Origin of the sequence: Streptomyces sp. NPDC005533 (genome assembly GCF_042871845.1) — a bacterium.
GTDB lineage: Bacteria > Actinomycetota > Actinomycetes > Streptomycetales > Streptomycetaceae > Streptomyces.
This window is the reverse complement of record NZ_JBIAJH010000004.1, coordinates 243,226-266,803: the sequence shown is the minus strand read 5'-3', so window position 1 is coordinate 266,803 and position 23,578 is coordinate 243,226. Positions and strand designations below refer to the sequence as shown.

The 23,578-nt window shown below is 72.9% G+C and carries 16 protein-coding genes; 9 read left to right on the top strand and 7 right to left on the bottom strand.

The genetic code is table 11. The features are described from left to right. The first annotated feature begins 3 nt into the window (after nt 1-3). The 8 genes from ACFYP3_RS06300 (at nt 4) to ACFYP3_RS06265 (ending at nt 7,528) form a co-directional block, all read left to right on the top strand. Complete coding sequence (locus tag ACFYP3_RS06300; RefSeq protein WP_388827576.1) at nt 4-1,188, top strand: zinc-dependent alcohol dehydrogenase; 1,185 nt, start codon at nt 4-6, stop codon at nt 1,186-1,188. Between the two features lie 82 nt (nt 1,189-1,270). Next, entirely contained in the window at nt 1,271-3,511 is a 2,241-nt protein-coding gene (locus ACFYP3_RS06295) for a catalase (protein ID WP_388827573.1), read from the top strand. Nucleotides 3,512-3,657: 146 nt separating this feature from the next. Further along, nucleotides 3,658-4,656 (top strand): magnesium and cobalt transport protein CorA, encoded by a 999-nt coding sequence (locus ACFYP3_RS06290; RefSeq protein ID WP_388827570.1) that lies wholly within the window; start codon nt 3,658-3,660, stop codon nt 4,654-4,656. Between the two features lie 178 nt (nt 4,657-4,834). Continuing rightward, nucleotides 4,835-5,881: a YihY/virulence factor BrkB family protein gene (locus ACFYP3_RS06285; protein ID WP_388827567.1), complete on the top strand. Its 1,047-nt coding sequence runs from the start codon at nt 4,835-4,837 to the stop codon at nt 5,879-5,881. Between the two features lie 244 nt (nt 5,882-6,125). Continuing rightward, the gene (locus tag ACFYP3_RS06280) at nt 6,126-6,539 is read left to right on the top strand and encodes a phage holin family protein (protein WP_388827564.1); all 414 of its coding nucleotides are present in this window, start codon (nt 6,126-6,128) and stop codon (nt 6,537-6,539) included. Beyond that, nucleotides 6,536-6,934 carry a DUF3618 domain-containing protein gene (locus ACFYP3_RS06275; protein ID WP_388827561.1) on the top strand — a complete coding sequence of 133 codons (399 nt, stop codon included), beginning with the start codon at nt 6,536-6,538 and terminating at the stop codon, nt 6,932-6,934. Before ACFYP3_RS06280 ends, ACFYP3_RS06275 begins: the two co-directional genes overlap by 4 nt. After that, on the top strand, nt 6,931-7,197 hold the full coding sequence (locus ACFYP3_RS06270) for a DUF4235 domain-containing protein (RefSeq protein WP_388827558.1): 267 nt from the start codon (nt 6,931-6,933) through the stop codon (nt 7,195-7,197). Before ACFYP3_RS06275 ends, ACFYP3_RS06270 begins: the two co-directional genes overlap by 4 nt. An 88-nt stretch (nt 7,198-7,285) precedes the next feature. Beyond that, entirely contained in the window at nt 7,286-7,528 is a 243-nt protein-coding gene (locus ACFYP3_RS06265; protein ID WP_388827555.1) for a hypothetical protein, read from the top strand. On the opposite strand, the gene ACFYP3_RS06260 is transcribed toward ACFYP3_RS06265, so the two are convergent. Further along, nucleotides 7,525-8,478: a polyphosphate kinase 2 family protein gene (locus ACFYP3_RS06260; RefSeq protein ID WP_388827552.1), complete on the bottom strand. Its 954-nt coding sequence runs from the start codon at nt 8,476-8,478 to the stop codon at nt 7,525-7,527. The genes ACFYP3_RS06265 and ACFYP3_RS06260 overlap by 4 nt on opposite strands. A gap of 274 nt (nt 8,479-8,752) precedes the next feature. Further along, complete coding sequence (locus ACFYP3_RS06255) at nt 8,753-9,319, bottom strand: DM13 domain-containing protein (protein ID WP_388827549.1); 567 nt, start codon at nt 9,317-9,319, stop codon at nt 8,753-8,755. Nucleotides 9,320-9,549: 230 nt separating this feature from the next. On the opposite strand from ACFYP3_RS06255, the gene ACFYP3_RS06250 reads away from it, so the two are divergent. Beyond that, nucleotides 9,550-11,058 (top strand): hypothetical protein, encoded by a 1,509-nt coding sequence (locus tag ACFYP3_RS06250; protein WP_388827546.1) that lies wholly within the window; start codon nt 9,550-9,552, stop codon nt 11,056-11,058. A gap of 57 nt (nt 11,059-11,115) precedes the next feature. On the opposite strand, the gene ACFYP3_RS06245 is transcribed toward ACFYP3_RS06250, so the two are convergent. From ACFYP3_RS06245 to ACFYP3_RS06225, 5 genes are all read right to left on the bottom strand, one after another. Then, a complete protein-coding gene (locus ACFYP3_RS06245) occupies nt 11,116-12,390 on the bottom strand; it encodes a YhgE/Pip domain-containing protein (protein ID WP_388827543.1) in 1,275 nt (424 codons plus the stop codon). 199 nt (nt 12,391-12,589) lie between these two features. After that, on the bottom strand, nt 12,590-13,240 hold the full coding sequence (locus tag ACFYP3_RS06240) for a hypothetical protein (RefSeq protein ID WP_388827540.1): 651 nt from the start codon (nt 13,238-13,240) through the stop codon (nt 12,590-12,592). Between the two features lie 158 nt (nt 13,241-13,398). Further along, nucleotides 13,399-14,769 carry a hypothetical protein gene (locus tag ACFYP3_RS06235; RefSeq protein ID WP_388827537.1) on the bottom strand — a complete coding sequence of 457 codons (1,371 nt, stop codon included), beginning with the start codon at nt 14,767-14,769 and terminating at the stop codon, nt 13,399-13,401. 358 nt (nt 14,770-15,127) lie between these two features. Then, entirely contained in the window at nt 15,128-16,408 is a 1,281-nt protein-coding gene (locus tag ACFYP3_RS06230) for an MFS transporter (protein WP_388827534.1), read from the bottom strand. Next, complete coding sequence (locus ACFYP3_RS06225; RefSeq protein WP_388827531.1) at nt 16,405-23,574, bottom strand: amino acid adenylation domain-containing protein; 7,170 nt, start codon at nt 23,572-23,574, stop codon at nt 16,405-16,407. Before ACFYP3_RS06225 ends, ACFYP3_RS06230 begins: the two co-directional genes overlap by 4 nt. Nucleotides 23,575-23,578 lie beyond the last annotated feature (4 nt).

Sequence of the window (23,578 nt, the reverse complement as noted above, 5' to 3'; positions counted from 1 at the left end):
GTCATGCGGGCACTCACCTGGCACGGCAAGCGGGACGTACGCGTCGACACCGTGCCCGACCCCACGATCCGCGACCGCGACGACGTGATCGTCAAGATCACGACCACTGGCCTCTGCGGCTCGGACCTGCACCTCTACGAGGTCCTCGGTGCCTTTCTCGACCCCGGCGACATCCTGGGCCACGAGCCCATGGGCATCGTGGAGGAGGTGGGACCGGACGTCACCTCCCTGAAGCCGGGCGACCGGGTGGTGGTCCCCTTCAACATCTCGTGCGGGTCGTGCTTCATGTGCGACCAGGGGCTGCAGTCCCAGTGCGAGACGACACAGGTCCACGAGCACGGCACCGGCGCGTCGCTCTTCGGCTACACGAAGCTCTACGGTCAGGTCCCGGGCGGGCAGGCCCAGTACCTGCGCGTCCCCTTCGGCAACTCGCTCCCGATCCGGGTCCCGGACGGGCCTCCCGACGACCGCTTCGTCTACCTGTCGGACGTGCTGCCCACGGCCTGGCAGGCCGTCGAGTACGCGGCCGTCCCGCAGGGTGGCAGTGTCGCCGTCCTGGGCCTGGGCCCCATCGGGGACATGAGCTGCCGTATCGCCGCCCACCGCGGCGCCGGTACGGTCATCGGCATCGACCTCGTCCCCGAACGCCTGGAGCGGGCGCGCCGGCGAGGTGTCCACACCCTGGACCTCCGGCAGTACGGCGAGGGCCTGGCGGACGCCGTCCGCTCGCTCACGGGAGGGCGGGGCCCCGACGCCGTCATCGACGCCGTCGGGATGGAGGCCCACGGCAGCCGCATCGCCGCCGCCGCGCAGGGGATCACCACCCTCCTGCCGGACGCCCTGGCCGCGGCCATGATGAAGCGCGCGGGAATCGACCGGCTGTCCGCGCTCTACACCGCCATCGACCTCGTCCGCCGCGGCGGGACGATCTCGGTGTCCGGGGTCTACGGGGGTGCAGCCGATCCGCTGCCCCTGCTGACCATGTTCGACAAGCAGCTCACGTTGCGCATGGGTCAGGCCAACGTCCGGCGCTGGGTCGACGACATCCTCCCCCTGCTCACCGACGCAGACCCCCTCGGCGTCGAGGACTTCGCCACGCACCGGTTGCCCCTGGAGCAGGCGCCGGACGCGTACGCGATGTTCCAGAAGAAGCAGGACGGCGCCGTCAAGATCCTCTTCACACCCTGAAGCACCCGGCCGGAGTTGGGGAGCGGGTGCTCCCCGGTCATGGCTCAACCGTTCAGCAGCCCACTTTTTGGAGACACGCGAGATGACCACGAAGCACAGCCCTGCCACGTCGGAGCCGGAAGGGAACGGCGTGCCGGGCAAGCCGGGACCGGTCTCCCCGACCGTGGCCGAGCCGACGCAGCCCTCCGAACCCCTCCCGCCGAAAGCGGACCAGGAAGGGCCGGAGACCGTGAGCCCCACCGGGCAGCCCACCGGCGCGGATCAGGCGCGCATGGCGCAGAGCGGCGCCTACCTCACCACCGCCCAAGGGGCACGGCTCTACGACACCGACCACTCACTGAAGGCCGGACCGCGTGGGCCGGTCCTTCTCCAGGACCACCATCTGCGCGAGAAGATCACGCACTTCGACCACGAGCGCATCCCGGAACGCGTGGTGCATGCGCGCGGCGCCGCCGCTCACGGAGTCTTCCGGGGCTACGGAACCGCAGGCGAAGTGACGCGTGCCGCCTTCCTGGCGAGGGACGTGGAGACTCCGGTGTTCGTCCGGTTCTCCACGGTCCTCGGCTCGCGTGGTTCGGCCGACACGGTGCGCGACACACGGGGCTTCGCGACGAAGTTCTACACCGAGGAAGGCACCTTCGACCTGGTCGGGAACAACATCCCGGTGTTCTTCATCCAGGACGCCGTCAAGTTCCCCGACATCATCCACGCCGGCAAGCCGCATCCCGACCGGGAGATCCCGCAGGCGCAGAGCGCGCACGACACCTTCTGGGACTTCGTCTCGCTCCACACCGAGGCCACGCACCACACGCTGTGGAACATGTCCGACCGCGGGATCCCCAGGTCGTACCGGATGATGGAGGGCTTCGGCGTCCACACGTTCCGCCTGGTCAACGCGGCCGACGAGAGCGTGCTGGTGAAGTTCCACTGGAAGCCCAAGCTGGGCGTGCACTCCCTGGTCTGGGAGGAAGCGCAGCTGATCAACGGGATGGACCCGGACTTCCACCGCCGGGACCTCTTCGACGCCATCGAGGCCGGCGCCTTCCCGCAGTGGGAACTGGGCATCCAGGTCTTCCCCGACACCGACGACCAGACCTTCGAAGGCATCGATCTCCTCGACCCGACGAAGATCGTCCCGGAGGAGCTCGCCCCGGTCCAGCCGATCGGGCTCATGACCCTGAACGCCAACACCAAGAACTACTTCGCCGAGACCGAGCAAGTCGCCTTCCATCCCGGACATTTGGTTCCCGGCATCGACGTCACCGACGACCCGCTGCTGGCCGGCCGGCTCTTCTCGTACCTCGACACGCAGATCAGCCGCCTCGGCGGCCCCAATTTCGGCCAGATCCCGATCAACCGGCCGCAGGCCCCCGTCAATGACATGCTGCGCGACGGCATGCACCAGAGCGCCGTCCACACCGGGGTCGCCCCCTATCACCCCAACAGCCTCGACGGCGGCTGCCCCTTCTTCGCCGGAGCCGACACGGGCGCCTTCATCGAAACGCCGGTGAAGATCCCGGCGGCGAGCAAGGTCCGTGAAGCGCCGGCCTCGTTCTCGGACCACTTCACCCAACCGCGGTTGTTCTGGCTCAGCATGACGGCGGCCGAGCGCGAGCACATCATCGCCGCGTACACCTTCGAGCTGAACAAGTGCTACGAACAGGCCATCAAGGAGCGCGCCCTCCAGGTCCTCGCGAACATCGACCCGCAGCTGTGCGAACAGGTCGCCACCGGACTCGGTCTGCCGGCCCCCGCGGCCACCGAGCCGCTCGCCGAGCCCGACCCCAGCCCGGCCCTCTCCCAGATGGGCGGGACCTGGCCGGTCGACGGCCGCGTCATCGGCATCATCGCCGACGCCGAAGCCGACCTGGACGGCGTACGGGCCGCCCGGCAAGCCATCCTGGACGCAGGTATGGTGCCCCTCGTCATCGCCCCGACGGGCGGCACCCTCGGCCCGGACGGCGATCCGATCACCGTCCAGCGGACCTACGCCACCGCCCGCTCCACGGAATTCGATGCCGTCCTGCTCGCCGGTGCCCCCCAGGCCGGAGCGGACGCGTACGGCGCCCGCGACGCCAAGGCCGGCACGGCGCAGCCGCCCCAGGCCCCCGACCCGCGCGTGCTCCTGCTCGTCACCGAGGCGTACCGACACGGCAAGGCCATCGGCGGCTGGAACGGCGCGGAGCAGCTCCTCCAGACCGCAGGCATCACAGCCGACGACCCGGGTATCGCCCTGGAGGAGGACGGTACGGCGGTCGTGGGCACGGTTGCGGCAGCCCTGGCCGAGCACCGGGCCTGGGACAGGTTCCCGCCGGCTGCCTGACCGGCCGGAGGCGGGAACGACGAGAACGGGCCCACCGTGCCGCCGGTGCGGTGAGCCCGTTCCCGCCTGCCCGCCGCCAGCGGCGAACGCAAGACGAGAGCCGTCTGTGGGCGCATGAAATGAAGCGGGTGAAGCATGCGCGGGAGATGGAATGCCTCATTTACGACCAGGGCTCGGGCCGGGCGGAGCACGTGGAGTGCGAGCTGCCGGACGATGCCTGCCAGTCTGCCCTCAAGCGGCTGCGGAGCCTGAGCGAAGGCGAGTTCGCCTGGGTCCGGCTGGCAGGCCCCTCGGAAGGTGAACTGGTGGAGCTGGCCGCGGAACTGGGCCTCCACCCGCTGGCCGTCGAGGACGCCCTCCACGGGCGACAGCGTCCGAAGCGCGAGCGCTTCGGTGACGTCCTGGCCGTCGCACTGAAGACCCTCCGGTATGTGGAGGAGGAAACGGCGGTGGAGACCGGCGACGTCATGATCTTCGTTGGACCCCGCAGCGTCCTCACCGTGAGCCATGGAGCGATCGATCCCTGTGGCGAGGCCGCCCGTCGGCTGGACGCCGATCCGGACATGCTGCGCCACGGCCCCAGGGCCGTACTGCACGCCGTGCTGGACGTCGCCGTCGACGCGTACAGCGACGCAGCCCGAAGGGTGCGCGCCACGCTCAACCGGCTCGAAGACGAGGTGTTCTCGACGTCCCGCGTCGACCACACCGAGAGCATCTACTCCCTCAAGCGCGAGGTCCGCGAGTTCCGTGACGCCGTGCAGCCGCTCGTGCCGGTGGTCCAAGGCCTCCTGTCCGGCGACCCCGGCGAGAAGGACCACCTGCCGAAGATCGCCCCGTACATCCGTGACGTCGCCGATCACCTGCACCGAACCGACACCGAGGTGCGGACCCTGGACGAACTGCTGGACTCCGTCCTCGGCGCGCAGCAGGCCCGCGTGGGTACCTGGCAGAACGACGACATGCGACGCATCTCCGCTTGGGCGGCGATCTTCGCGATCCCCACGATGGTGGCCGGCGTCTACGGCATGAACTTCGAACACATGCCGGAACTCCGCTGGACCTACGGCTACCCGTCGGCCCTCGTTCTCATGGCGATCGCGGCAGGCGCCCTCTACCGGGCCTTCCGCCGCAACGGCTGGCTGTAGCAGCCGGCACCGGCGACGCCCCGGCCCCGCCGGCTCCCCGCCGTGGTGTCGCGCCTCGGGCAGGTGCGGCAGCCGCCCCCACCGAGACGTGGGCGATCCAGACGTCCCTCCAGGCAAGGCCCGGTTTCTCGTGCGCCTTCGCGGACATGAGTGGCGCCGTGGTGGAAAGCCGCAGGGTATGACACGCACACCGAAGCCAGGACCGGGCGGATACGACGACCGCGGGGACACCCGCCCCGAGAAGCCGGCGGGCCCGGACCCGCAGGTGGAGGAGCGGGCCCCCGACCGGCCCACCGAGCTGCGCGAACGCTCGTGGAAGGCCGTGCTGCGCGGCACCGTGAAGGAGTTCAAGGACGACGAGCTCGCCGACCGGGCGGCAGCGCTGACCTACTACGGAGTCCTCGCCCTCTTCCCCGCCCTGCTCGTGCTGGTGTCCCTGCTGGGCCTCGCGGGGGAGTCCGCCACCCGGCAGGTCCTGGAAAACCTGCAGAAACTGGCACCCGGTTCGGCGCGGGACGTGATCACCGACGCCGTGCAGCAGCTCCAGGGCCAGTCCGGCGTCGGTTCGCTCCTGGCGGTCGTCGGCCTCGTCGTCGCCGTGTGGTCGGCGTCCGGCTACATCGCCGCGTTCATCCGCACATCGAACGCCGTCTACGACATGCCGGAGGGCCGCCCCGTCTGGAAGGTCCTCCCGCTGCGCCTGGCCCTCACCGTCACCCTGATGGTCCTCGCCTGTGCCAGCGCGCTCATCGTCGTCTTCTCCGGCTCTCTCGCCCGGCAGGCGGGCACCGCCCTGGGGATCGGGGACACCGCCCTGACCGTGTGGTCGATCGCGAAGTGGCCGGTGCTGGTCCTCCTCGTCACGATCATGATCGCGATTCTCTACTGGGCCGCCCCGAACGCGAAAGGCCGCGGCTTCAAGTGGGTGACGCCGGGCAGCTTCCTGGCGCTGGCGATCTGGATGGCCGCCTCGGCGGCCTTCGCGTTCTACGTCGCGAACTTCGCCTCCTACAACAAGACCTACGGCACCCTCGCCGGGGTGATCGTCTTCCTTGTGTGGCTGTGGATCACCAACCTCGCGATCCTCCTCGGGCTGGAGTTCGACGCGGAAATGGCCCGACAGCGCGCGATCGCCGGCGGACTGCCCGAGGACGAGGAGCCCTACGTCGAGCCCCGCGACACCCGTGCGTGGAGCGAGGGCGACCGCCGCCGGACGGAGCACTGACCCATCGCCTGCGGGCTGCCGCCGAGTCACCTTTCGTACAAGGCTGGTTGGCGCGCGGGTGCGGGCGCGGTTGCGGGGTAGGCGCGCCGTGACGACGACACGGCCACCCGTGAACCGGAACGGCATCGACTCGGTCGAGCGCAGCGCCGAGGCCCCCATCCGGGACGCGGCCGGGGCTGTGCGGAGCAGCCGGGCAGACGTGTCACCCGTTCCGGCAGATGAAGAAAGGCAAGGTGTTCCCGACATGAGCACGGTAGAGCGGCAGCCCGACGCCGCTGACGCCTCCGTGGGCGTCCTGGTTTCACGCGCCTCGCAGCAGATCTCCGAGCTGGTACGCGAGGAGATGCGACTGGCCCGGGCGGAGATGGCCCAGAAGGGCAAGCGCTACGGGAAGGGCGGTGGACTCTTCGGGACCGCGGGAGTCACCGGCCTCCTCGCGCTCCAGGCCCTGGTGGCCACCTGTATCGCCGCCCTCGCGCTCGTGCTGCCGGTGTGGGCCTCCGCCCTCGTCCTCACCGCCGTCCTGGCGATCGTGGCGGGCGGGACCGCCCTGGCCGGAAAGAAGCAGATCGCTCGGGCCGGTTCCCCGGCTCCCGAGCAGACCATCGACAGCGTCAAGGCCGACCTGGCCGAGATCAAGGAGAAGGCACACCGATGAACGACGACGCCCGAACCAACATCGGCACCCCCGCCCCCACCCCTGCCGGCCCCGGCTCCGCCGAACTGCGCGAACAGGTCGAGCGCACCCGCGACGAGCTCGGCCAGACCGTCGAAGCCCTCGCCGCGAAGGCCGACGTCAAGGCCCAGGCCAAGGAGAAGGCGGCCGCGGTCAAGGACCAGGCGGCCGAGAAGGCAGCGCTGGTCTCGGAACAGATCCGCGAAACGGCGGGGCACGCCGTCCAGCTGGTGAAGGCCAAGACCCCCGACCCGCTCCTGGAGAAGGCCGATCAGGCAGTGACGGCCGCACGCGCCAACCGCACCCCGCTCCTGGTGGCCGGAGCGGTCGTAGTCGTCTTCCTGCTGATCCGCCGTGGTCGGGGAGGTCGCCGATGAAGGCATCTACGATCGCCTACAAGCCCGTCGGGCTGGCCCTGGGCGCCCTCAGCGGTGTGATCGCGGGCGCCGCGTTCAAGCAGGCGTGGAAGCTCGTCGAGGGCGAGGGTGATGCTCCCGACGCCACTGACGAGGACCGGACCTGGAAGCAGATCCTGCTCGCCGCGGCCATCCAGGGGGCGATCTTCGCCGTGGTCAAGGCCTCGGTCGAACGGTCGGGGGCCGTGACGATTCGGCGTGTGACGGGCACCTGGCCGGGCTGATCGGCCGCGGTGCCGGCCCCCTTCCCCGGACCGGCCGGCACCGCCCGACGCCTCCCTCACCGACAACGCTCCTTTCCTGGAGGAAGCCATGGCCGGGCATCCCGGTCGGCACGTCCTGGCCGCCGCTGCCGTCACCGCCGGCGTCCTCGCGGGACGGTGGTGGTTCACCCGCACCCGACGCGACCACGGGCACGGCGCCGGCTCGGGTCACGACCGTGTGGTCAGTCTGCACGCCGCCTTCCTCGACCTGACAGGCGATCAGACGCTGAAGGCGGCGGACGCGCACCTCGACCGGTACTGGGCGAGCATCTCCCCGCTCTACCCGCGCTAGCTGCCCGGTTTCTTCTCCTGCCGGGCTGCGTAGGGATCGGCCGGGGCTCCGGCAGGGGCCTCCCGCTCCAGCCTCCGTTTCATGACGAGGAGGTCCTTGCGCTCCTCCTGCGCCATCTCGGGGTACTGCGGGTCGATCTCCATCAGGGTGTGCGCGAGGACCGCCGCCGCGCAGATCCGCGCGAACCACTTCCGGTCCGCCGGTACGACGTACCAGGGGGCCCAACGCGTGCTCGTGGCGGACAGCATCCTGGAGAACGCGTCCTGGTAGTCGTCCCACCGGCGCCGCTCCCGGATGTCGGCGGCGGAGAACTTCCAGTTCTTCTCCGGCAGGTCGATCCGCTTCAGGAAGCGCAGGCGCTGCTCCTCCTTGGACAGGTTCAGGAAGATCTTCACCACCTTGAACCCGTTGTCCGTGAGGTAGCGCTCCCAACGGTTGATCTCCCGGTACCGGCGGTCCCAGATGTCCTCCCCGAGCAGGCCCTCCGGCAGTTTCTGGCGCAGGAGAAGTTCGGGGTGGACCCGGACGACGAGGACCTCCTCGTAGTGCGAGCGGTTGAAGATCGCGATCTCGCCGCGCTCGGGCAGCCGCCGGACGTAACGCCACAGGTAGTCGTGGGCCAGTTCCTCGGAGGAGGGCACCTTGAAGCTGCTGACCCGGACACCCTGGGGGTTGACGCCGCTCATCACGTGCCGGATCGTCCCGTCCTTGCCCCCGGCGTCGATCGCCTGGAGACAGAGCAGGACGCCGTACGTGCCCTGGGCCGCCAGCCGCTGCTGGTACTCGGCGAGCAAGGACACCCCCGTCCGCAGCAGTTCGGCCCCCTCCCGCTTCTTCATGCCGGCCTTGAAGCGGGGGTCGAAGTCCCGCTCCAGGCGGACCTGCGAACCCGGTCGTACGCGTAGCGGCTCGATGAACTCCGCGATGCGTTCGGCCCACTCGCCCGACATCACCCGTCACCCACTTTCCGGTCCGGATACGGTGCGGCAGACGGCGCGGAGCGTCCTGCGGGACCGGCGCACCGCCAGGATCGGGGTGCGGGCCCTGACCCGGGCCTGCCGGAAGTCCTCGTACGCAGCGATACGGGTGCCATGTCCCACGACCTTCGGAGTGTCGATCCGCGCGTTCGGCATCGCCTGAGGATGTCCCTCGGGGTCATTCTCTGCTCGACTCGACAAGATCGCCCTCCAGGAGTGCGCCGTCGGGGCCCGGTCGGGGGCGGTGTCAGGCCGAGGTGAGGGCCGCCGCGCCGAAGGAGACGTCGAAGCGGTCGCACCAGATGGTGACGCTGCTGAAGCCCGCGAGGTCGACGTCGGGCGGGATCTCGTAGTTCTGGTCGCCCTTGTTTCCCTTGAGCTTGCCCAGGCTCACGTATTTGCCGTCGTCGAAGACGGTCCAGCCGGCGGCACCCTCCTTCACCGGGGCGTCGGTGAGCCAGACCCGCAGGTCCGGGCCGTTGCTGGTGTCGAGGTTCTCCAGACGGAGGGTGCGCGAGCCGTCGGGGAGGCGGATCAGTTTCGCCGTGCCCGTGGTGGTGTGCTCGTGGCTGATCAGGGTGCCCTGGGCCAGGGTCGTCGGGCCGGCCGGAGCGCTCGTGGCCCCCGGGGTCGTGGGTGAGCCGGTGGGCCCGGGTGTGGCAGCGGACGGGGACACCGCCGGGAGGGCCTCGTGGACGGTCGCGTCCTGCCACAACTTCCACGGCTGGAACCAGTACAGGCCGGCGCCCAGCACCAGCGTTGCCGCCACGATGATCCCGCCCCACAGTCGGCTGCGTCGCTTCTTCTCAGTCACTGCGGATGCCTCTCCTCGTCGGTGCGTCGTTCGTATTGAACGCGACGGGAACAGGGCGCCACCAGGTCGGCGCTGATGACGAAAGGCTTACGTCCGCAGTCCGCCGCCCCCCGCACGCGCAGCCGGATCCGGACGTGGCCACGCCCATGCGACGCGCGGGCGGCTGACCGCGCAGGGCCGGCGGGGCACGCGCACTGACCGCTCCTCGTCATCGGTGGCAGGATGACGTGGTGTCCGACTCCCTTTCCGAACTGTGGCTGCGCGGCGTCGCCTTCAACACGGCGGCGCCCGCCGACGTGCTGATACGTCTCCTGGACGAAGCGGCCGGTGAGGCCGGCTTGCTGATGTGCGAGGGCCGCGACCTTCCCGACGCCGTCATCGACACGGCCCTGCGCCATCCCGTCGAGCGGATCCGCCGCGCCCTCGCCCGCAACCTGCACGTCGACCCCGCACGGCTCGCTCCCTTGGCATCGGATCCGTCGGGAATCGTCCGCGCGCATCTCGCCCGCGGCACCCGCAGCCTGTTCGAGCCCCGGTGGGTCCGGCCCCTGCCGGCCGACATCCTCGTCACCTTCCTGACCGCCCAGGACGGGGGCGAGGACGGCAGGGTCACCGAGGGGGAGATCGCCGGGGAGCTCTGGTCCTCCCGGCAGGTCCCTCTGTCCTTCCCGCAGGACATGGCCGGTCACGACCACCCCGCGCTCCGTCTGCACGCCGCCTTCCAGTGGCAGTCGCTCACCCCCGCGCAGCGCGCTGCCCTGCTCGATGATTCCGACCCCGCCGTACGGGCAGCAGCCAGGAGGGGCAGCCTGCAGCTGGACCCCGAGGCGGTGGAGGCCGAGCTGCCGTCCCTCGAACCACGCAACGCGTGGTTCGTGCTCAGCACCCGTGCCCTGTCACCCGCGGTCGTCGAACAGTGCTTCGCGGCCGACCAAGTGCACCCGCTGGCCCACAACCGCCATACCCCGACCGACGCCCTCGCCCGGCTGGCCCGCCACACCGACGCAGAGATCCGCAGGCTGGTCGCCACCCGGCCCGACCTGGGACCGGAGGCGGCGGCGGAGCTCAGGCAGGATCCGGACGAGGACGTGCGGATGCGTGCCCGCCTCCAGCCCTCCATCCGTACCTGGGCCGCATTCGAGGAGGTCCGCAAGGTCGTCGATCACGGTCCCGACTGCACCTGCCCGATCACGAAGCCGGCCACCGAGCCGTCCCCCGACTGGTACGCCACCTGCGCGGCGGCCGAGGAGCCGGTGCTCCGTCGGGTGGCGGCGAGCTGGCCCGGCCTGCCCGCCGAGCTCGTCGGGACGCTGGCACGGGACGACGACGAGGAAGTGCGGATCCGGCTGGCCTGCCACCACCCGCTGGCTCCGCCGCACCTCCTGCTGGACGTCTTCGTGACCCGACCGGCCCACCGTCCGCACCTGCTGACGCTGCCCGCGTTCCCCCGCACCGGCCGGAGCCACCTCATCGGCCACCCGGACCCCGAGGTACGCGCCCTGGCCGCGGCCGACCCCACCCTCCCCGAACCGCCGCTGGACGACCCCGACGACGCGGTACGCCGGGCAGCCGCCGCCAACCCGGCCCTCACACCGGAGACCCTGGAAACCCTCCTCACCGACCCCCGCACCGCGGAGGGCGCCGCGGCCAACCCGTCCCTCCCCCTTCCGCGCATGCACGCACTCCTCGACCACTGCCTGAACGCCGTCGCCACCCCGCCGACAGCGGCCCGCTACTGAGACCGGCCACGCCGCGCGGCCCCATGGGCAAGCCCCGGGTGCGTCGCTGGGAGACCGTCAGCCCTGTACCGGCTGGGGGGTGAGCCGCTTGAGGCCCTTGCGGTCGTAGTAGGCGGTCATCGCGAAGCCGAAGAGGAGCGCCAGGACCGTACCGAGGGCGATCATGAGCCAGGAGTGGGTGAGGCCGGCGTCGCCGCGCGCGTCGAAGTAGAGGATCGCCCGTACGCCGTCGCTGAGCTGACGCATCGGTTCGAAGTGCGAGAGGAAGCGGTAGAAGGCCGGGACGGCCTGCAGCGGGACCGTCGCGCCCGACGAGGGCAGACCCAGCACGATGAACACGAACATCGACACGAGCTGACCGATGCCGCCGAACGCGGCGTTGATGGCCTGCACGCCCAGCCCCACGGCGAGCGCCGCGCAGTACGAGTACACCCACAGCAGCGGCAGGTGGGAGGCGTCCATCCCCAGGATGCCGACGCACGCCACCATCACCAGGGTGGTGCTGACGAGCGTGATGCCGGCTGTCATCAGCATCTTCAGGAGCAGCGTCTGCGTCCTGTTGATCGGAACCGTGGGGCGGCGCGTGTGCCAGGGGCCGATCTCGTTGTCGGCGTAGCCGAGGGCGGTGTCCACGCCGTTGCTGATGACGTTGCCGCCCATGAATCCGGCCAGCACCAGCAGCAGGGTGTAGTAGAAGGCGGTCAGGCCCAGTCCGCTGTGGGTGCCGATCGGGTGCCCGACCTGTGTGACCACGTCCACCGGATCGGCGAGCAGCAGCTTCGTGGTGGGAGTGGCGGAGGCGCCGGCGGCCGCCGTGAGCTGTTCGCCGACCGCCCGGGAGGCGCGGTGGGCGGCCTGCGTCGTGATCTGACCGGCCAGCGAGGAGCCGAGGCTGCCCTTGCCGGGGTTGGTGAGCACGGTCAGCGTCGGCAGGCGGGTGGCCGCGGCCGTGGGCAGCGCCGTGACGGCGTCGGTGAATCCGGCGGGGACCACCAGCGCGCCGTACACCCTGCCGGAGTCCAGCTGGTCCCGCGCCTGGGTGAGGGTCAGCTCGCGCCACTGCGCCTTGCCGCCCGCCGGGTCGGCGGCGATGGAGGCGGTGATCTGAGCACCCAGGTTCTGCCGCTCCCCGGGCGGCGGCTTGCCCGTGTCCTCGTTGACCAGGGCGATGGGGAGGTCCCGCAGCTCCGCGTTGGGGTTGACGATGCCGCCCATGTAGAGGAGGGAGAGCAGCAGGGCCAGCAGCCCCGTGAGGATCGTGGGCACGAGCCACAGCTGGGGGCGGCGCACGAGGGCAGCGGCGGTGGCTTCGGGGGTGACGGTCGGGGGCATCGGTCTCCGTACCTTCCCGGCGGGCCGGGCTCGAACGACGGTGGAGGCGGCCACGCCGCACCGGATCCCAGAATCCCCCCGTACCGCTGAAGACCGCCGCACACGCGCGCAGCCTCCCCCGAACCCGCTCGACGGACCACCGGAACAGCCCACCTCCCACCCCGCGGTGCCCGACGCGCCGGGGTGCCTTCCGCAGGCTTCAGGCGGCGTACGGGTTGGCGTGGCCCGGCAGCTGCCGACCGGGGTGCAGGAAGCGCTGGTTGCCCTGTTCGTCGCGTACCGCGTGGAAGCCGGCGGCCGTCAGCCGCCGGGCGATCTTCCTGCGGCGGATGGTGCCCACCTGGAACGCCACGGTGAAGAGCAGCGCGACCGCCCCGCCCGAGGCGACCGCTTCGACCGGCGACTTGTCCAAGAGCATGAGGGCGGTCAGGACCGCGCAGGCGAGGTAGCCCGTCACCTTCTGGCTTCGGTTGGCGATGTACAGGGCCATGACGTCGAAGGTGACGAGGTCCTTCAGCACGGCCGCGGCACCGACCGCCTCGGGGAGAGGTGTCAGCGAGCCCTGCTCCAGGCCGGGCACTGTCCCGCCGTTGCCCGCCTGCGGGTGGGCGGTCAGGGTGGCCGCCTCGCGGACGCGCGCCTCGGGCCGCGGGTCGCGGTACATCCGGACCTGGACGAGCGAGTTCTTGTACCCGGTCCTGTACGCCGTGCCGTACGTGTAGCCGTAGTGCTCCGCCACGAGTGCCAGGGCGGCCGCCTTCGCCGTGGTGCCCTGGGGGGCGATCTCGACGATGTCCTGCTGACGGGCGATCTGCTGGAGCAGCCCCGCTGTGTGACGTTCTGTGGACATCCTGTTCCTCGCCCCCCGGGACCCCGTCCCTGGGGTCGGCCCGGCGCTCAGCCTATGGGGTGCGCCGCCGATCGGAACACGCGCCCCTGCGGACCGAGATGGTCGACGCGACGGGCCCTCGCGCTGCGTGCGCGGGGGCCCGGTTGCGGCCGGTGCGGTCAGCCGATGAGTTCGGCGAGGATCCACTCGGCGAGGCGCTCCGTCACGAGGCTGTGCTCGGAGTTGGTGTCGTCGCAGTGGAAGGCGTCCAGCTCGCTGCGGCCGGCGGGAAGGTCGTCGAGGGGGGTGGCGGGGTCGACGTCCCAGGTAACGGGATCGTACTTGAGGGCGACGGCGCTGACCGAGGGCACGAAGCAGCCGGAGCGGTGGCGCTCGTCGATCGTGGCGCCGAGCGCGTCGGCCAGCATGCCGTAGGAGGCGAGGGTGCCACCGGGCGCGCCGTCGAGCGGGGGGATCTCGCTGGTGCGGCTCGTACGGTAGCCGAGGAACAGGGCCGACATCCGTACGACTTCCTGGAGCTGACCGAAGGCCGGCTGGGTGCGCAGTACCGCGCGGGCGATACCCGGAGCCGTCCAGTCGAAGACCAGCTCGTCGGGCAGCAGCGGGCCCTGGGTGCCGTCGCCGGTGCCGTTGGCGACGCCGATCCTGCGCAGGCCCGGCTTGGACGGGAACCATCCGATGTCCTTCAGGTCCTGGAGGAACCGGACGCGCTTCTCGCTCCAGGTCGCGACGGCGCCGGAGTCCTTGGCGTTCGGTACCCAGGCCCACAGGAGCTGCTGGGCGGCGGCGCTCCTGATCAGCTCGGCCTGCTTCGGCTTGCCCGAGGGGTCCGGGACGGACTCGAAGAAGTACGCCAGCTGCTGGAGCGCGATCGGGATCCAGGCCCCGTTGTGCGGGGAGTCGTAGGACAGGTAGATGCGGCTCTCGTGGTCCTCGCCCTCGTTCTCCATCCAGGTCAGCGCGTAGCGGGTGATGAGTCCGCCCATGCTGACGCCGCCCACGATCAGGGGGGCGCCGCCTTGCTGCCGGTCGGCGATGGCCTTGCGGATGGCGCTGACCGCGACGGCGGCGTTGGCCTGGATGTGGGTGTGGCGCTCCTTGAAGCCCAGCAGGATGACGTCCACGCCCGCGGCGAGCAGCTGGCTGAGCAGCCGCTTGCCGTCGGCGCTGTAGGGCGCGTCGAGGTGGGCGTAGAGATCACCGAGTTCGCTCTCGCCGTAGTTGAACCCGTCCGCGAAGACCATCGGGTTGACGAGGCCCTCGTGGGGCGTGCCGTCGGGGGCGAGGCCGTAGTAGACGGCGGCGGTGCCGGTGGCCGTCTCGCCCTCGTACTCCCACGCGCCGGTGAGCTGCCACACCGTGTTCGGCTTGTTCACCTTGCGGGCCGTGTCCGCCCGCAGTGCGGGGGTGAACAGCACTCCCTGCCGGAGTGCTTCCGGCGCGCTGCCCTGCGACTGGTCGGCGCCCTCCGCGTCCGTCCACGCATCGGTGCTGACGTCGACCCTCGGTTCGCCACTGCGCATAGCCATGTACTGCCGCCTTGCCTTGTCAGTCGGATGAGTCACCGCAGGAACCGCCGTCGGCCGGGCGGTGCCGCGGTCGCGGCCGCCCGGATACGCCCGGCCCGCGCCGCTGTCGCACCACCGATGGCCTGCGCGGTCCTGCCACCGGGGAAGGTATGGGCGCTGATCGGGTCCGGGTGGCAGCGACACCGGGCGCGCGCACCGCGCCAAGGCGCACCGACCCGTCGGACCCCGCGCCCCCGTGCGCCTCCCGCAGCGCCTCCGGGATCTCCGTACCTCACCGGCACCATCGACCGGTCCGAAGCCGGCCGGGTCGCCGGCACCCGTCCGCCGGGGGCGGGCCCGGTGCCGGCGACCCGGGTGCTCACGGGGTGACCTCGTCCGCCCTTCCGGCCGGCTCCGGGGCCGGCGGGAGGTCCTGGCCGGCGCGCAGGGGGCCCGTCAGGAGGAGCAGCGCGCACAGTGCGTTGCCGCCGTAGAGGATCCACAGGGCGTCGCGTTCGCCGAGGAGGGTGCCGAGGGCGCCGCCGAGGAGGCTGCCGACGGGGATCGTCCCGTACATCACGAAGCGGATGGTGGAGCCGACCCGGCCCAGCATGTCCGGTGGGCAGTACGCCTGCCGGAAGCTCACGATGACGACGTTCCCGGCGACCACCCCGGTCATCAGGAAGAACTCCCCGACCAGGAAGGCCAGCAGCCCCACCCCGTCCGTGGTGAGCGGGATCAGCAGCCCGAACGGGCCCCCGCAGAAGGCGCACAGCAGGACCGCCCGGGCCGACCCGAACCGGCGGGCCAGGCGCGGCGAGACCACCGCGCCCAGGACCCCGCCCAGCCCGGCCAAGGCGATCAGGACACCGATGAGCGCGCCCGGCGCGCCCACCGTCCGGCTCAGGAACAGGATCGACAGGGACTGCGCGCCGGCCAGGAACAGGTTCATCGCGGCGTCGCACAGCAGGATCGTCCGCAGGAACGGGTCCCGGGTGAGGAAGGAGACGCCTTCACGGATCTCCTTGACCAACGACCTCTTCGCGGCGGCTCGTTCCGCACCGCCCGGCGGGCCCTCCGGGGTCCGGATCCGCAGCAGCAGCGCCGCCGAGACCAGGTAGCTCAGCCCGTCGGCGAGGAAACCGGCCGCTGCGCTCCCGGCCTGGGCCAGCGCGCCGCCCACCCCCGGTGCGACGACCTCCGCGACCGATTCGCTGGTCTGGAGCCTGGCGTTGCCGTCGGCGAGCTCCTCGTGCGGCAGCACGGTCGGCAGGTACGCGCTGTAGGCGGCCCGGAAGAACACGTCGGCGGTGCCCGCCAGGACGGCCACCAGCGTCAGTTGGGAGGTCGTCAGGACCCCCAGCCAGACCGTCGCGGTCAGCGACAGCATCAGCAGCGCCGACACCGCGTTGCACACGATCATCACCGGCCGGCGGCGCATCCGGTCGGTCCACGCTCCCACGGGCAGCCCGAACAGCAGCCACGGCACCCAGGCCGCGGCGTTCAGCACTCCCATGGTGAAGGGTCCCGCGTCCAGCGTGTCCACCGCGATCAGCGGCAGCAGCACTCGCGTGGCCGCGCTCCCGAACTGGCTGACGGACTCGCCCGCCCACAGCAGTCGGAAGTCCCGGCGGCGCAGCGCGCCGCGTCCGGCGCTCACCGGCCCACCGTGCCCCGGCCCAGCAGCGCGGCGATCTCGGCCGCGGGCTTGGACGCCATCATCTCGCCGTGCGCGCAGGGGACTTCGTGGTGGGCGACCGGGCCGGTGACGTACGGCTCCCAGACCTGCGGGCCCGGCGCGTCCGGCTCGTGGGCGGCGGCGGCCAGCGTCGCCCCGCCCCGGAACACCCGTGGACGGTGATCGGCGGCCAGCCGGTCGTGGTGGACGTAGGCCTCGCCCAGGGCGGCGACGGTGTCACCGTCGAAGACGGACAACGGGCCCTCCCCGGCGGCCGCCGCCACCAGCCCGGCGAGGGTCAGCGGAGCCCCCGCGGCCGCGCCGCACTCCTCCCGCGGCGGGTAGCCGAGCGATTCCAGCAGGTCCCGCAGCGGGTCCGCGGCCGGGGCCGACGTCTCGCCGGGGGCCGCCGGATACCCGTCCAGCAGGGTGAGCCCGGCCACCTCCTCGCCGTCCTGCTGGAGCGTCACGGCCACCTCGTGCGCGACGACCGCTCCGAAGGACCAGCCCAGCAGGTGGTACGGGCCGTGCGGCTGCACCGCGCGGATCCGCGCCGCGTACTCCGCGGCCATCTCCGCGACGCTGCCGGGCCGTGCCCCCGGCTCGCTCAGCGCCCGCGACTGCAGGGCGTGCACGGACTGCTTCGGATCCAGGTGCTCCAGCAGCCCCCGGTACAGCCAGCCGGTGCCGGCGCCCGGGTGGACGCAGAACAGGGCGGGCGCCCCGGGCGCCCCCGTGCGCAGCGTGACCAGTGGCGCCAGCGGGTCGGCGTCCCCGCGCGGGACCGCGCCGCCGGACCGGGCGGCGAGGGCGGCGACCGTGGGCGCGGCGAACAGGTCCTGGACCCCGAGCTCCTCGCCCAGCGTCTCGCGCACCCGGGACATCAGCCGCGCCGCCAACAGGGAGTGCCCGCCCAGGTCGAAGAAGCCGTCGTCGGCGCCGACGGCGTCGGCGGGCAGCCCCAGCACCTCGGCGAACAGGCCCGCCAGGACCTCCTCCCGCCGGCCGCGCGGCACCCGGCGGAGGCGGCCGTCCCCGGCCGCACCGGGCTCCGGCGCGGGCAGCGCGGCCCGGTCGAGCTTGTCGTTCGGGGTCCGCGGGAAGGCGTCGAGCACGACGAACGCCGACGGCACCATGTGCGCCGGGAGCGTCCCCGCCAGATGGGCGCGCAGGTCCGCCGCGTCGACCAGGGAGCCGCTACCCCCGCCGGGGGCCGGGACCACGTACCCGACCAGCCGCTTCGCGCCGCCGGGGCCGTCCTCCCGTACGGTCACCGCCGCCCGGTCCACCCCGGGCGCCGCCGCGAGCGCGGCCTCGATCTCGCCGGGTTCGATGCGGAAGCCGCGGATCTTGACCTGGTCGTCGGCGCGGCCGAGGTACTCGATGCGGCCCTCGCGGTCCCGGCGGACCAGGTCGCCGGTGCGGTACATGCGGGCGCCGTCCTCGAACGGGCAGGCCACGAAGCGCTCCGCCGTCGTCCCCGGGCGGCGCAGGTAGCCCCGCGCCAGCCCGGCACCCGCCAGGTACAGCTCGCCGGGCACCCCCGGCGCCACCGGGTTCAGCGCCGCGTCGAGCACGTAGGCGCGGGTGTTGGCGACAGGCCCGCCGATGAGCGGGCGCTCGCTGCGCGCGGTGTCCCACCACAGGGCGTCGACCGTGCACTCGGTGGGTCCGTACAGGTTGTATGCGAGCATCCCCTCCGTGGCGCGCAGCCGGCTCCACAGGCCCTCGCCCGCGGCCTCCCCGCCGATCAGCAGCAGCCGCGGCGGGGCGTCGAGCAGGCCCGCCTCGATCAGGTGCTCGGCGTGCGTCGGGGTGGTGTCGACGACGTCGAGGGCGGCGTCGGCGACGTGCCGGGCGAAGGCGGCGGCGTCGCGGCGCATGGTGTCGCCGATCAGGTGGAGTTCGTGCCCGGCCACCATCCACATCAGGGCGTCCCAGGAGGCGTCGAAGGACAGCGAGGCCACCAGCGCCACCCGCAACCGCCGCCCGGCAGAGGTCCGTTCCGCCTCGGCCATGGTGTGGGCGCGGTGGAAGGCGTACAGGTTGCTCAGCGCGGAGTGGTCGACGACGACGCCCTTGGGCCGGCCCGTGGACCCCGAGGTGTACACGACGTACGCGGCGTCGCCCGGCCGGGGCGGCCGCAGCGGCCCGGCACCGGGCGCGGAGACGGCGGCCGCGTTCTCGTCGTCCGCCTCGTCGGTGAGGACGAGCGGGACCCGGGGCGACTGCGCGAGCGGCAGCAGCGGGGCGGTCACGGAGTCCGTGACCAGCAGCGCCGGCCCGGAGTCGGCCAGCATGTGCGCGATCCGCTCGGCCGGGTATCCGGTGTCCACCAGGACGAACGCCGCACCGGTCCTGAGGACGGCCAGGATCGCGGCCACCGCCGCCGGGGAGCGCGGCAGGGCGACGGCCACCACCCGGTCCGGCCCCGCCCCGTCCCGGACGAGGCGCCGGGCGAGCCGGCCGGACCAGGCGTCGAGGGCGGCGAAGCCGATCCGCTCGGTGCCGTGCACCAGCGCGGTCGCGTCCGGGGTGCGGGCCGCCTGCGCCGCGAACAGCTCGGGCACGGTGGCGTGCGGCACCGGCAGCGCGGTGTCGTTCCACTCCTCCAGCACCCGCCGGCGGGCGGCGGGGGTCAGCGGGTCGGCGGCCCCGACCGGCAGCTCCGGCGCCGCCGCGAGCAGCCCGACCATCCGTACCAGGGCCGCGGCGATGTCCTCGGCCGTGGCGTGGTCGAACAGCTCGGCCGCGTACTCCAGGAAGCCCGAAATCCCGGCGGGGCGCCCCTCGGCGTCCCGGCGCTCCTGGACGTCGAGCGTCAGGTCGAACTGGGCGACGTCGAAGCGGAACGGCTCGGGGCGGACGTCGAGGCCGGACAGGGTGAGCGTCCCGTCCTCGCCGTCCTGCACCTGGAGCAGCACCTGGAAGAGGGGGTGGCGGGCGAGGGACCGCTCGGGGTTGACCGCCTCCACGACCCGCTCGAAGGGCACGTCCTGGTGTTCGTACGCCGCGAGGTCGAAGTCCCGCACCCGGCGCAGGAGTTCGGCGAAGGTCGGATCGCCGGAGACGTCGGTGCGCAGGACGAGGGTGTTGACGAAGAAGCCGACGAGGTCGTCCAGGGCCTCGTCGCCGCGGCCCGCGACGGGCGTCCCGATCGGTACGTCGGTGCCGGCGCCGAGCCGGGACAGGGTCACGGCCAGCGCCGCCTGCACCACCATGAAGAGGGTGCAGCCGTGCGCGCGGGCCACCTCCAGCAGCCGTCCGTGCAGCTCGGCGTCCAGGCCGACGGGGACGCAGCCGCCCGCGAAGTCCGCCACCGCCGGGCGCGGCCGGTCGTAGGGCAGGGCCAGCTCGACGGGCGCACCGGCCAGTGCCCCCGTCCAGAAGGCGAGTTGACGGGAGAGCGGGCTCTGCGGGTCGTCCTGCGCGCCGAGCAGCTCCCGCTGCCACAGCGTGTAGTCGGCGTACTGCACCGGCAGCGGTTCGAAAGCGGGCGCGGCGCCCGCGCACCGGGCCGCGTACGCCTCGGACAGGTCCCCGAACAGCGGCCCCCAGGACCACCCGTCGAGTGCGATGTGGTGCACCACCAGGGCCAGCACCCACTCCTGCGGCCCGGCCGCGAGCAGCGCCGCCCGTACGGGGGGCCGCGCGGCCAGGTCGAACGGGCGGGCCAGCAGGGCGTCGAGGGCCCCGACGGTCCCCTGCGGACCGCACTCCACTAGGTCCAGGGGCACGCCGCCCCCGGCGGGCAGCACCCGCTGGTACGGCTCGCCCGCCGCCTCCGGGAACACCGTGCGCAGGGCCTCGTGCCGGTCGGTGACGTCCCCCAGGGCCGCGGCCAGCGCCGACGTGTCCAGCGGGCCGCGCAGCCGCAGCGCGAACGGGCAGTGGTAGCCCGCGGACTGGCCGGCCCGGCTCAGGAACCACAGCCGGCGCTGGGCGGCCGACAGCGGCGGGGCCTCGGGTCGCTCCGCCGCCGCGGTCAGGGCCGGACGAGGGGCCGCCCCGGCCGCGGTGCCCTGCGCCAGGCAGGCGGCCAGCCCGGCCACCGTGGGGTGCCGGAACAGCTGGCGGATGCCGAGGTCGCCGCCCAGGACGGCCCGGATCCTCGAGAGCAGCCTGGTCGCGAGCAGCGAATGGCCGCCCAGCTCGAAGAAGTTGTCCTCGGCGCCCACCGACGGCAGCCCCAGCACCTGCGCGAACAGCGCCGCCAGGACCTCCTCCCGGGGTCCGCGCGGGGGACGGGAGGTCAGCAGCGCGCCGAAGTCCGGCGCGGGCAGCGCCGCCCGGTCCAGCTTGCCGTTCCGGTTCATCGGGAGGGCCTCCAGGACCACGACGGCCGAGGGCACCATGTGGTCCGGCAGCCGCGCGGAAAGCCACCCGCGCAGCGCGCCCGGCTCGGGCTCGCGGCCCGCGGCCGCCACCACGTACGCGACGAGGCGCTTCCCGGCGGGCCCGCCGTCCCGGGCGAGCACCGCGGCCTGTGCCACCTCCAGGCAGGCCCGCAAGGCCGCCTCGATCTCGCCGGGTTCGATGCGGAAGCCGCGGATCTTGACCTGGTCGTCGGCGCGGCCGAGGTACTCGATGCGGCCCTCGCGGTCCCAGCGGACCAGGTCGCCGGTGCGGTACATGCGGGCGCCGTCCTCGAACGGGCAGGCCACGAAGCGGCCCGCGGTGAGCGAGGGCCGGTTCAGGTAGCCGCGGGCCAGGCTCGGTCCGGCCAGGTACAGCTCGCCGGGGACGCCCGGGGCGACGGGCCGCAGCCCGGCGTCCAGGACGTACGCCCGGGTGTTGGCGAGCGGGCGGCCCACGAGCGGCTCCTCGCTGAGGGCGGCGTCCCACCACAGGGTGTCGACGCTGCACTCGGTGGGCCCGTACAGGTTGTGGCAGAGCATCCCGTCGGCGGCCCGGACCCGCGTCCACAGGGCCGCGCCCGCCGCCTCGCCGCCGAGCAGCAGCACCTTGGGCCGGTGCGCGGGATCGTCCAGCAGGCCCTCCTCGACGAGCTGTTCGGCGTACGTCGGGGTGACGTCGAGGGCGTCGACGCCGGCACGGGCGATGTGCCGGACCAGCGCGGCGGCGTCGCGGCGGGTGTCGTCGTCGACGAGGTGCAGCTCGTGGCCGGCCACCATCCACAGCAGCCCCTCCCACGACGTGTCGAAGGACAGCGCGGCCGTCAGCGCCATGCGCATCCGGCGCCCGCCGTGCAGCTCCTCCGCACGGGCGATGACCCCGGCCCGGTGGAAGGCGTACAGGTTGCGCAGCCCCGCGTGGTCGATGACGACCCCCTTGGGTTCGCCGGTCGACCCCGAGGTGTGGATCACGTACGCGGCGCTGCCGGGCAGGATCCGGCGGCCCGGTACGGGGCCGGCGGCGCCCGCCGGGACCGGGCCCGGCGCGTCGACGAGGACGCGGACGGCGCCGGTGTCCGGGAGCCCCGGGGCGGTCGCGGCGTCGGTGACGACGGTGGTCGTCGTGGACAGCAGCCGGGCGATCCGCTCGGCCGGGTAGTCCGTGTCGACGGGCACGAAGGCGGCGCCCGCCTTGAGCACCGCGAGCAGCGCCACGACGGAGTCGGCGGACCGGGGCAGGGCCAGGGCCACCAGGTGCTCCGGGCCGACCCCGTGCCCGGCGAGCCGGTGCGCCAGCGCGTCGGCGCGGGCGTCGAGTTCGGCGAAGGTCAGCGCGGTGCCCCGGAAGACCAGGGCCGTCGCGCCGGGGGTGCGGGCGGCCTGCTCCTCGAACAGCTCGGGCAGGGTCCCCGCGGGCACCGGCGCGGCCGTGTCGTTCCAGCCGGACAGGACCAGCGCGCGCTGCGCGGCGGAGAGCGGATCGGCCTGCCCGACCGGGGCGGCGGGGGCGGCGGCGAGGCGCTCCAGCACCCGGGCGAGGGCGGCCGCGAGGTCCTCGGCGGTGGCCCGGTCGAACAGGTCCGTCGCGTACTCCAGGGCTCCGCCGATCCCGGCCGGGACGCCGTCCGGGCCCCACCGCTCCTGGAAGTCGACGGTGAGGTCGAACTTGGCGACGTCCCAGGCGGCGGACTGCTCCGCGCACTCCAGGCCGGGCAGGGCGAAGGCCGGGCCCTCGCCGCTGTCCAGGGTCATCATCACCTGGAAGAGGGGGTGGCGGGCGAGGGACCGCTCGGGGTTGACCGCCTCGACGACCTGCTCGAAGGGCACGTCCTGGTGCTCGAAGGCGGCGAGGTCGCTGTCCCGCACCCGCTCCAGGAGCTCGGTGAAGGCCGGGTCGCCGGAGAGGTCGGTGCGCAGGACGAGGGTGTTGACGAAGAAGCCGACGAGGTCGTCCAGTGCCTCGTCCGTGCGGCCCGCGACGACCGTCCCGATCGGGATGTCGGTGCCGGCTCCGAGGCGGGACAGGAGCACCGAGAGGCCGGCCTGGAGGACCATGAAGAGGGTGCAGCCGTGCTGCCGGGCCAGTTCCGACAGCCGGCCGTGCAGCTCCGCGTCCAGCTCCAGGGGGACGGAGCCGCCCGCGAAGCTCGCCACCTCCGGCCGGGGCCGGTCGTAGGGCAGGGCGAGTTCGGCCGGGGATCCGGCCAGTTCCTGCGTCCAGTAGGCCAGTTGCTCGGCGAGCAGGCTCTCCGGGTCGTCCTGCGCGCCCAGCAGCTCGCGCTGCCACAGCGTGTAGTCCCGGTACTGCACCGCCAGCGGCTCGAAGGCGGGTGCCCCGCCCGCGCACCGCGCCGCGTAGGCGGCTGCCAGGTCGGTCAGGAGCGGACCCCAGGACCAGCCGTCGGTGGCGATGTGGTGGATCACCAGCGCCAGCACCCACTCCCCGTCGCCCAGGGCGAAGAGGCGTGCCCGCAGCGGGAGTTCGGTGGTGAGGTCGAAGACGTACGCGGCCTCGGCGGCCAGCGCGTCGGCGAGCTCCGCCTCGCCCAGGCGGACGACGGGCAGCTCCGGCACCCGGTCGGTGATCTGCTGCACGGGCTCGCCGTCCACCTCGGGGAAGACCGTCCGCAGCACCTCGTGCCGCCCGGTCAGATCACCGAGGGCCGCGGCCAGCGCCCGCGGGTCCAGTGGACCGCGCAGCCGGGTGGTGAGCGGACAGTTGTACGCGGCGCCGGTCTCGCCGAGCCGGCCCAGGAACCAAAGCCGCCGCTGGGCGAACGAAACGGGAAACACAGGA

Excerpts from the sequence above, each read along its gene's own strand:
- ACFYP3_RS06300 (WP_388827576.1), top strand. The coding sequence starts at position 4 with ATGCGGGCACTCACCTGGCACGGCAAGCGGGACGTACGCGTCGACACC.
- ACFYP3_RS06295 (WP_388827573.1), top strand. The coding sequence starts at position 1,271 with ATGACCACGAAGCACAGCCCTGCCACGTCGGAGCCGGAAGGGAACGGC.
- ACFYP3_RS06290 (WP_388827570.1), top strand. The coding sequence starts at position 3,658 with ATGGAATGCCTCATTTACGACCAGGGCTCGGGCCGGGCGGAGCACGTG.
- ACFYP3_RS06285 (WP_388827567.1), top strand. The coding sequence starts at position 4,835 with ATGACACGCACACCGAAGCCAGGACCGGGCGGATACGACGACCGCGGG.
- ACFYP3_RS06280 (WP_388827564.1), top strand. The coding sequence starts at position 6,126 with ATGAGCACGGTAGAGCGGCAGCCCGACGCCGCTGACGCCTCCGTGGGC.
- ACFYP3_RS06275 (WP_388827561.1), top strand. The coding sequence starts at position 6,536 with ATGAACGACGACGCCCGAACCAACATCGGCACCCCCGCCCCCACCCCT.
- ACFYP3_RS06270 (WP_388827558.1), top strand. The coding sequence starts at position 6,931 with ATGAAGGCATCTACGATCGCCTACAAGCCCGTCGGGCTGGCCCTGGGC.
- ACFYP3_RS06265 (WP_388827555.1), top strand. The coding sequence starts at position 7,286 with ATGGCCGGGCATCCCGGTCGGCACGTCCTGGCCGCCGCTGCCGTCACC.
- ACFYP3_RS06260 (WP_388827552.1), bottom strand. The coding sequence starts at position 8,478 with ATGTCGGGCGAGTGGGCCGAACGCATCGCGGAGTTCATCGAGCCGCTA.
- ACFYP3_RS06245 (WP_388827543.1), bottom strand. The coding sequence starts at position 12,390 with ATGCCCCCGACCGTCACCCCCGAAGCCACCGCCGCTGCCCTCGTGCGC.
- ACFYP3_RS06240 (WP_388827540.1), bottom strand. The coding sequence starts at position 13,240 with ATGTCCACAGAACGTCACACAGCGGGGCTGCTCCAGCAGATCGCCCGT.
- ACFYP3_RS06235 (WP_388827537.1), bottom strand. The coding sequence starts at position 14,769 with ATGGCTATGCGCAGTGGCGAACCGAGGGTCGACGTCAGCACCGATGCG.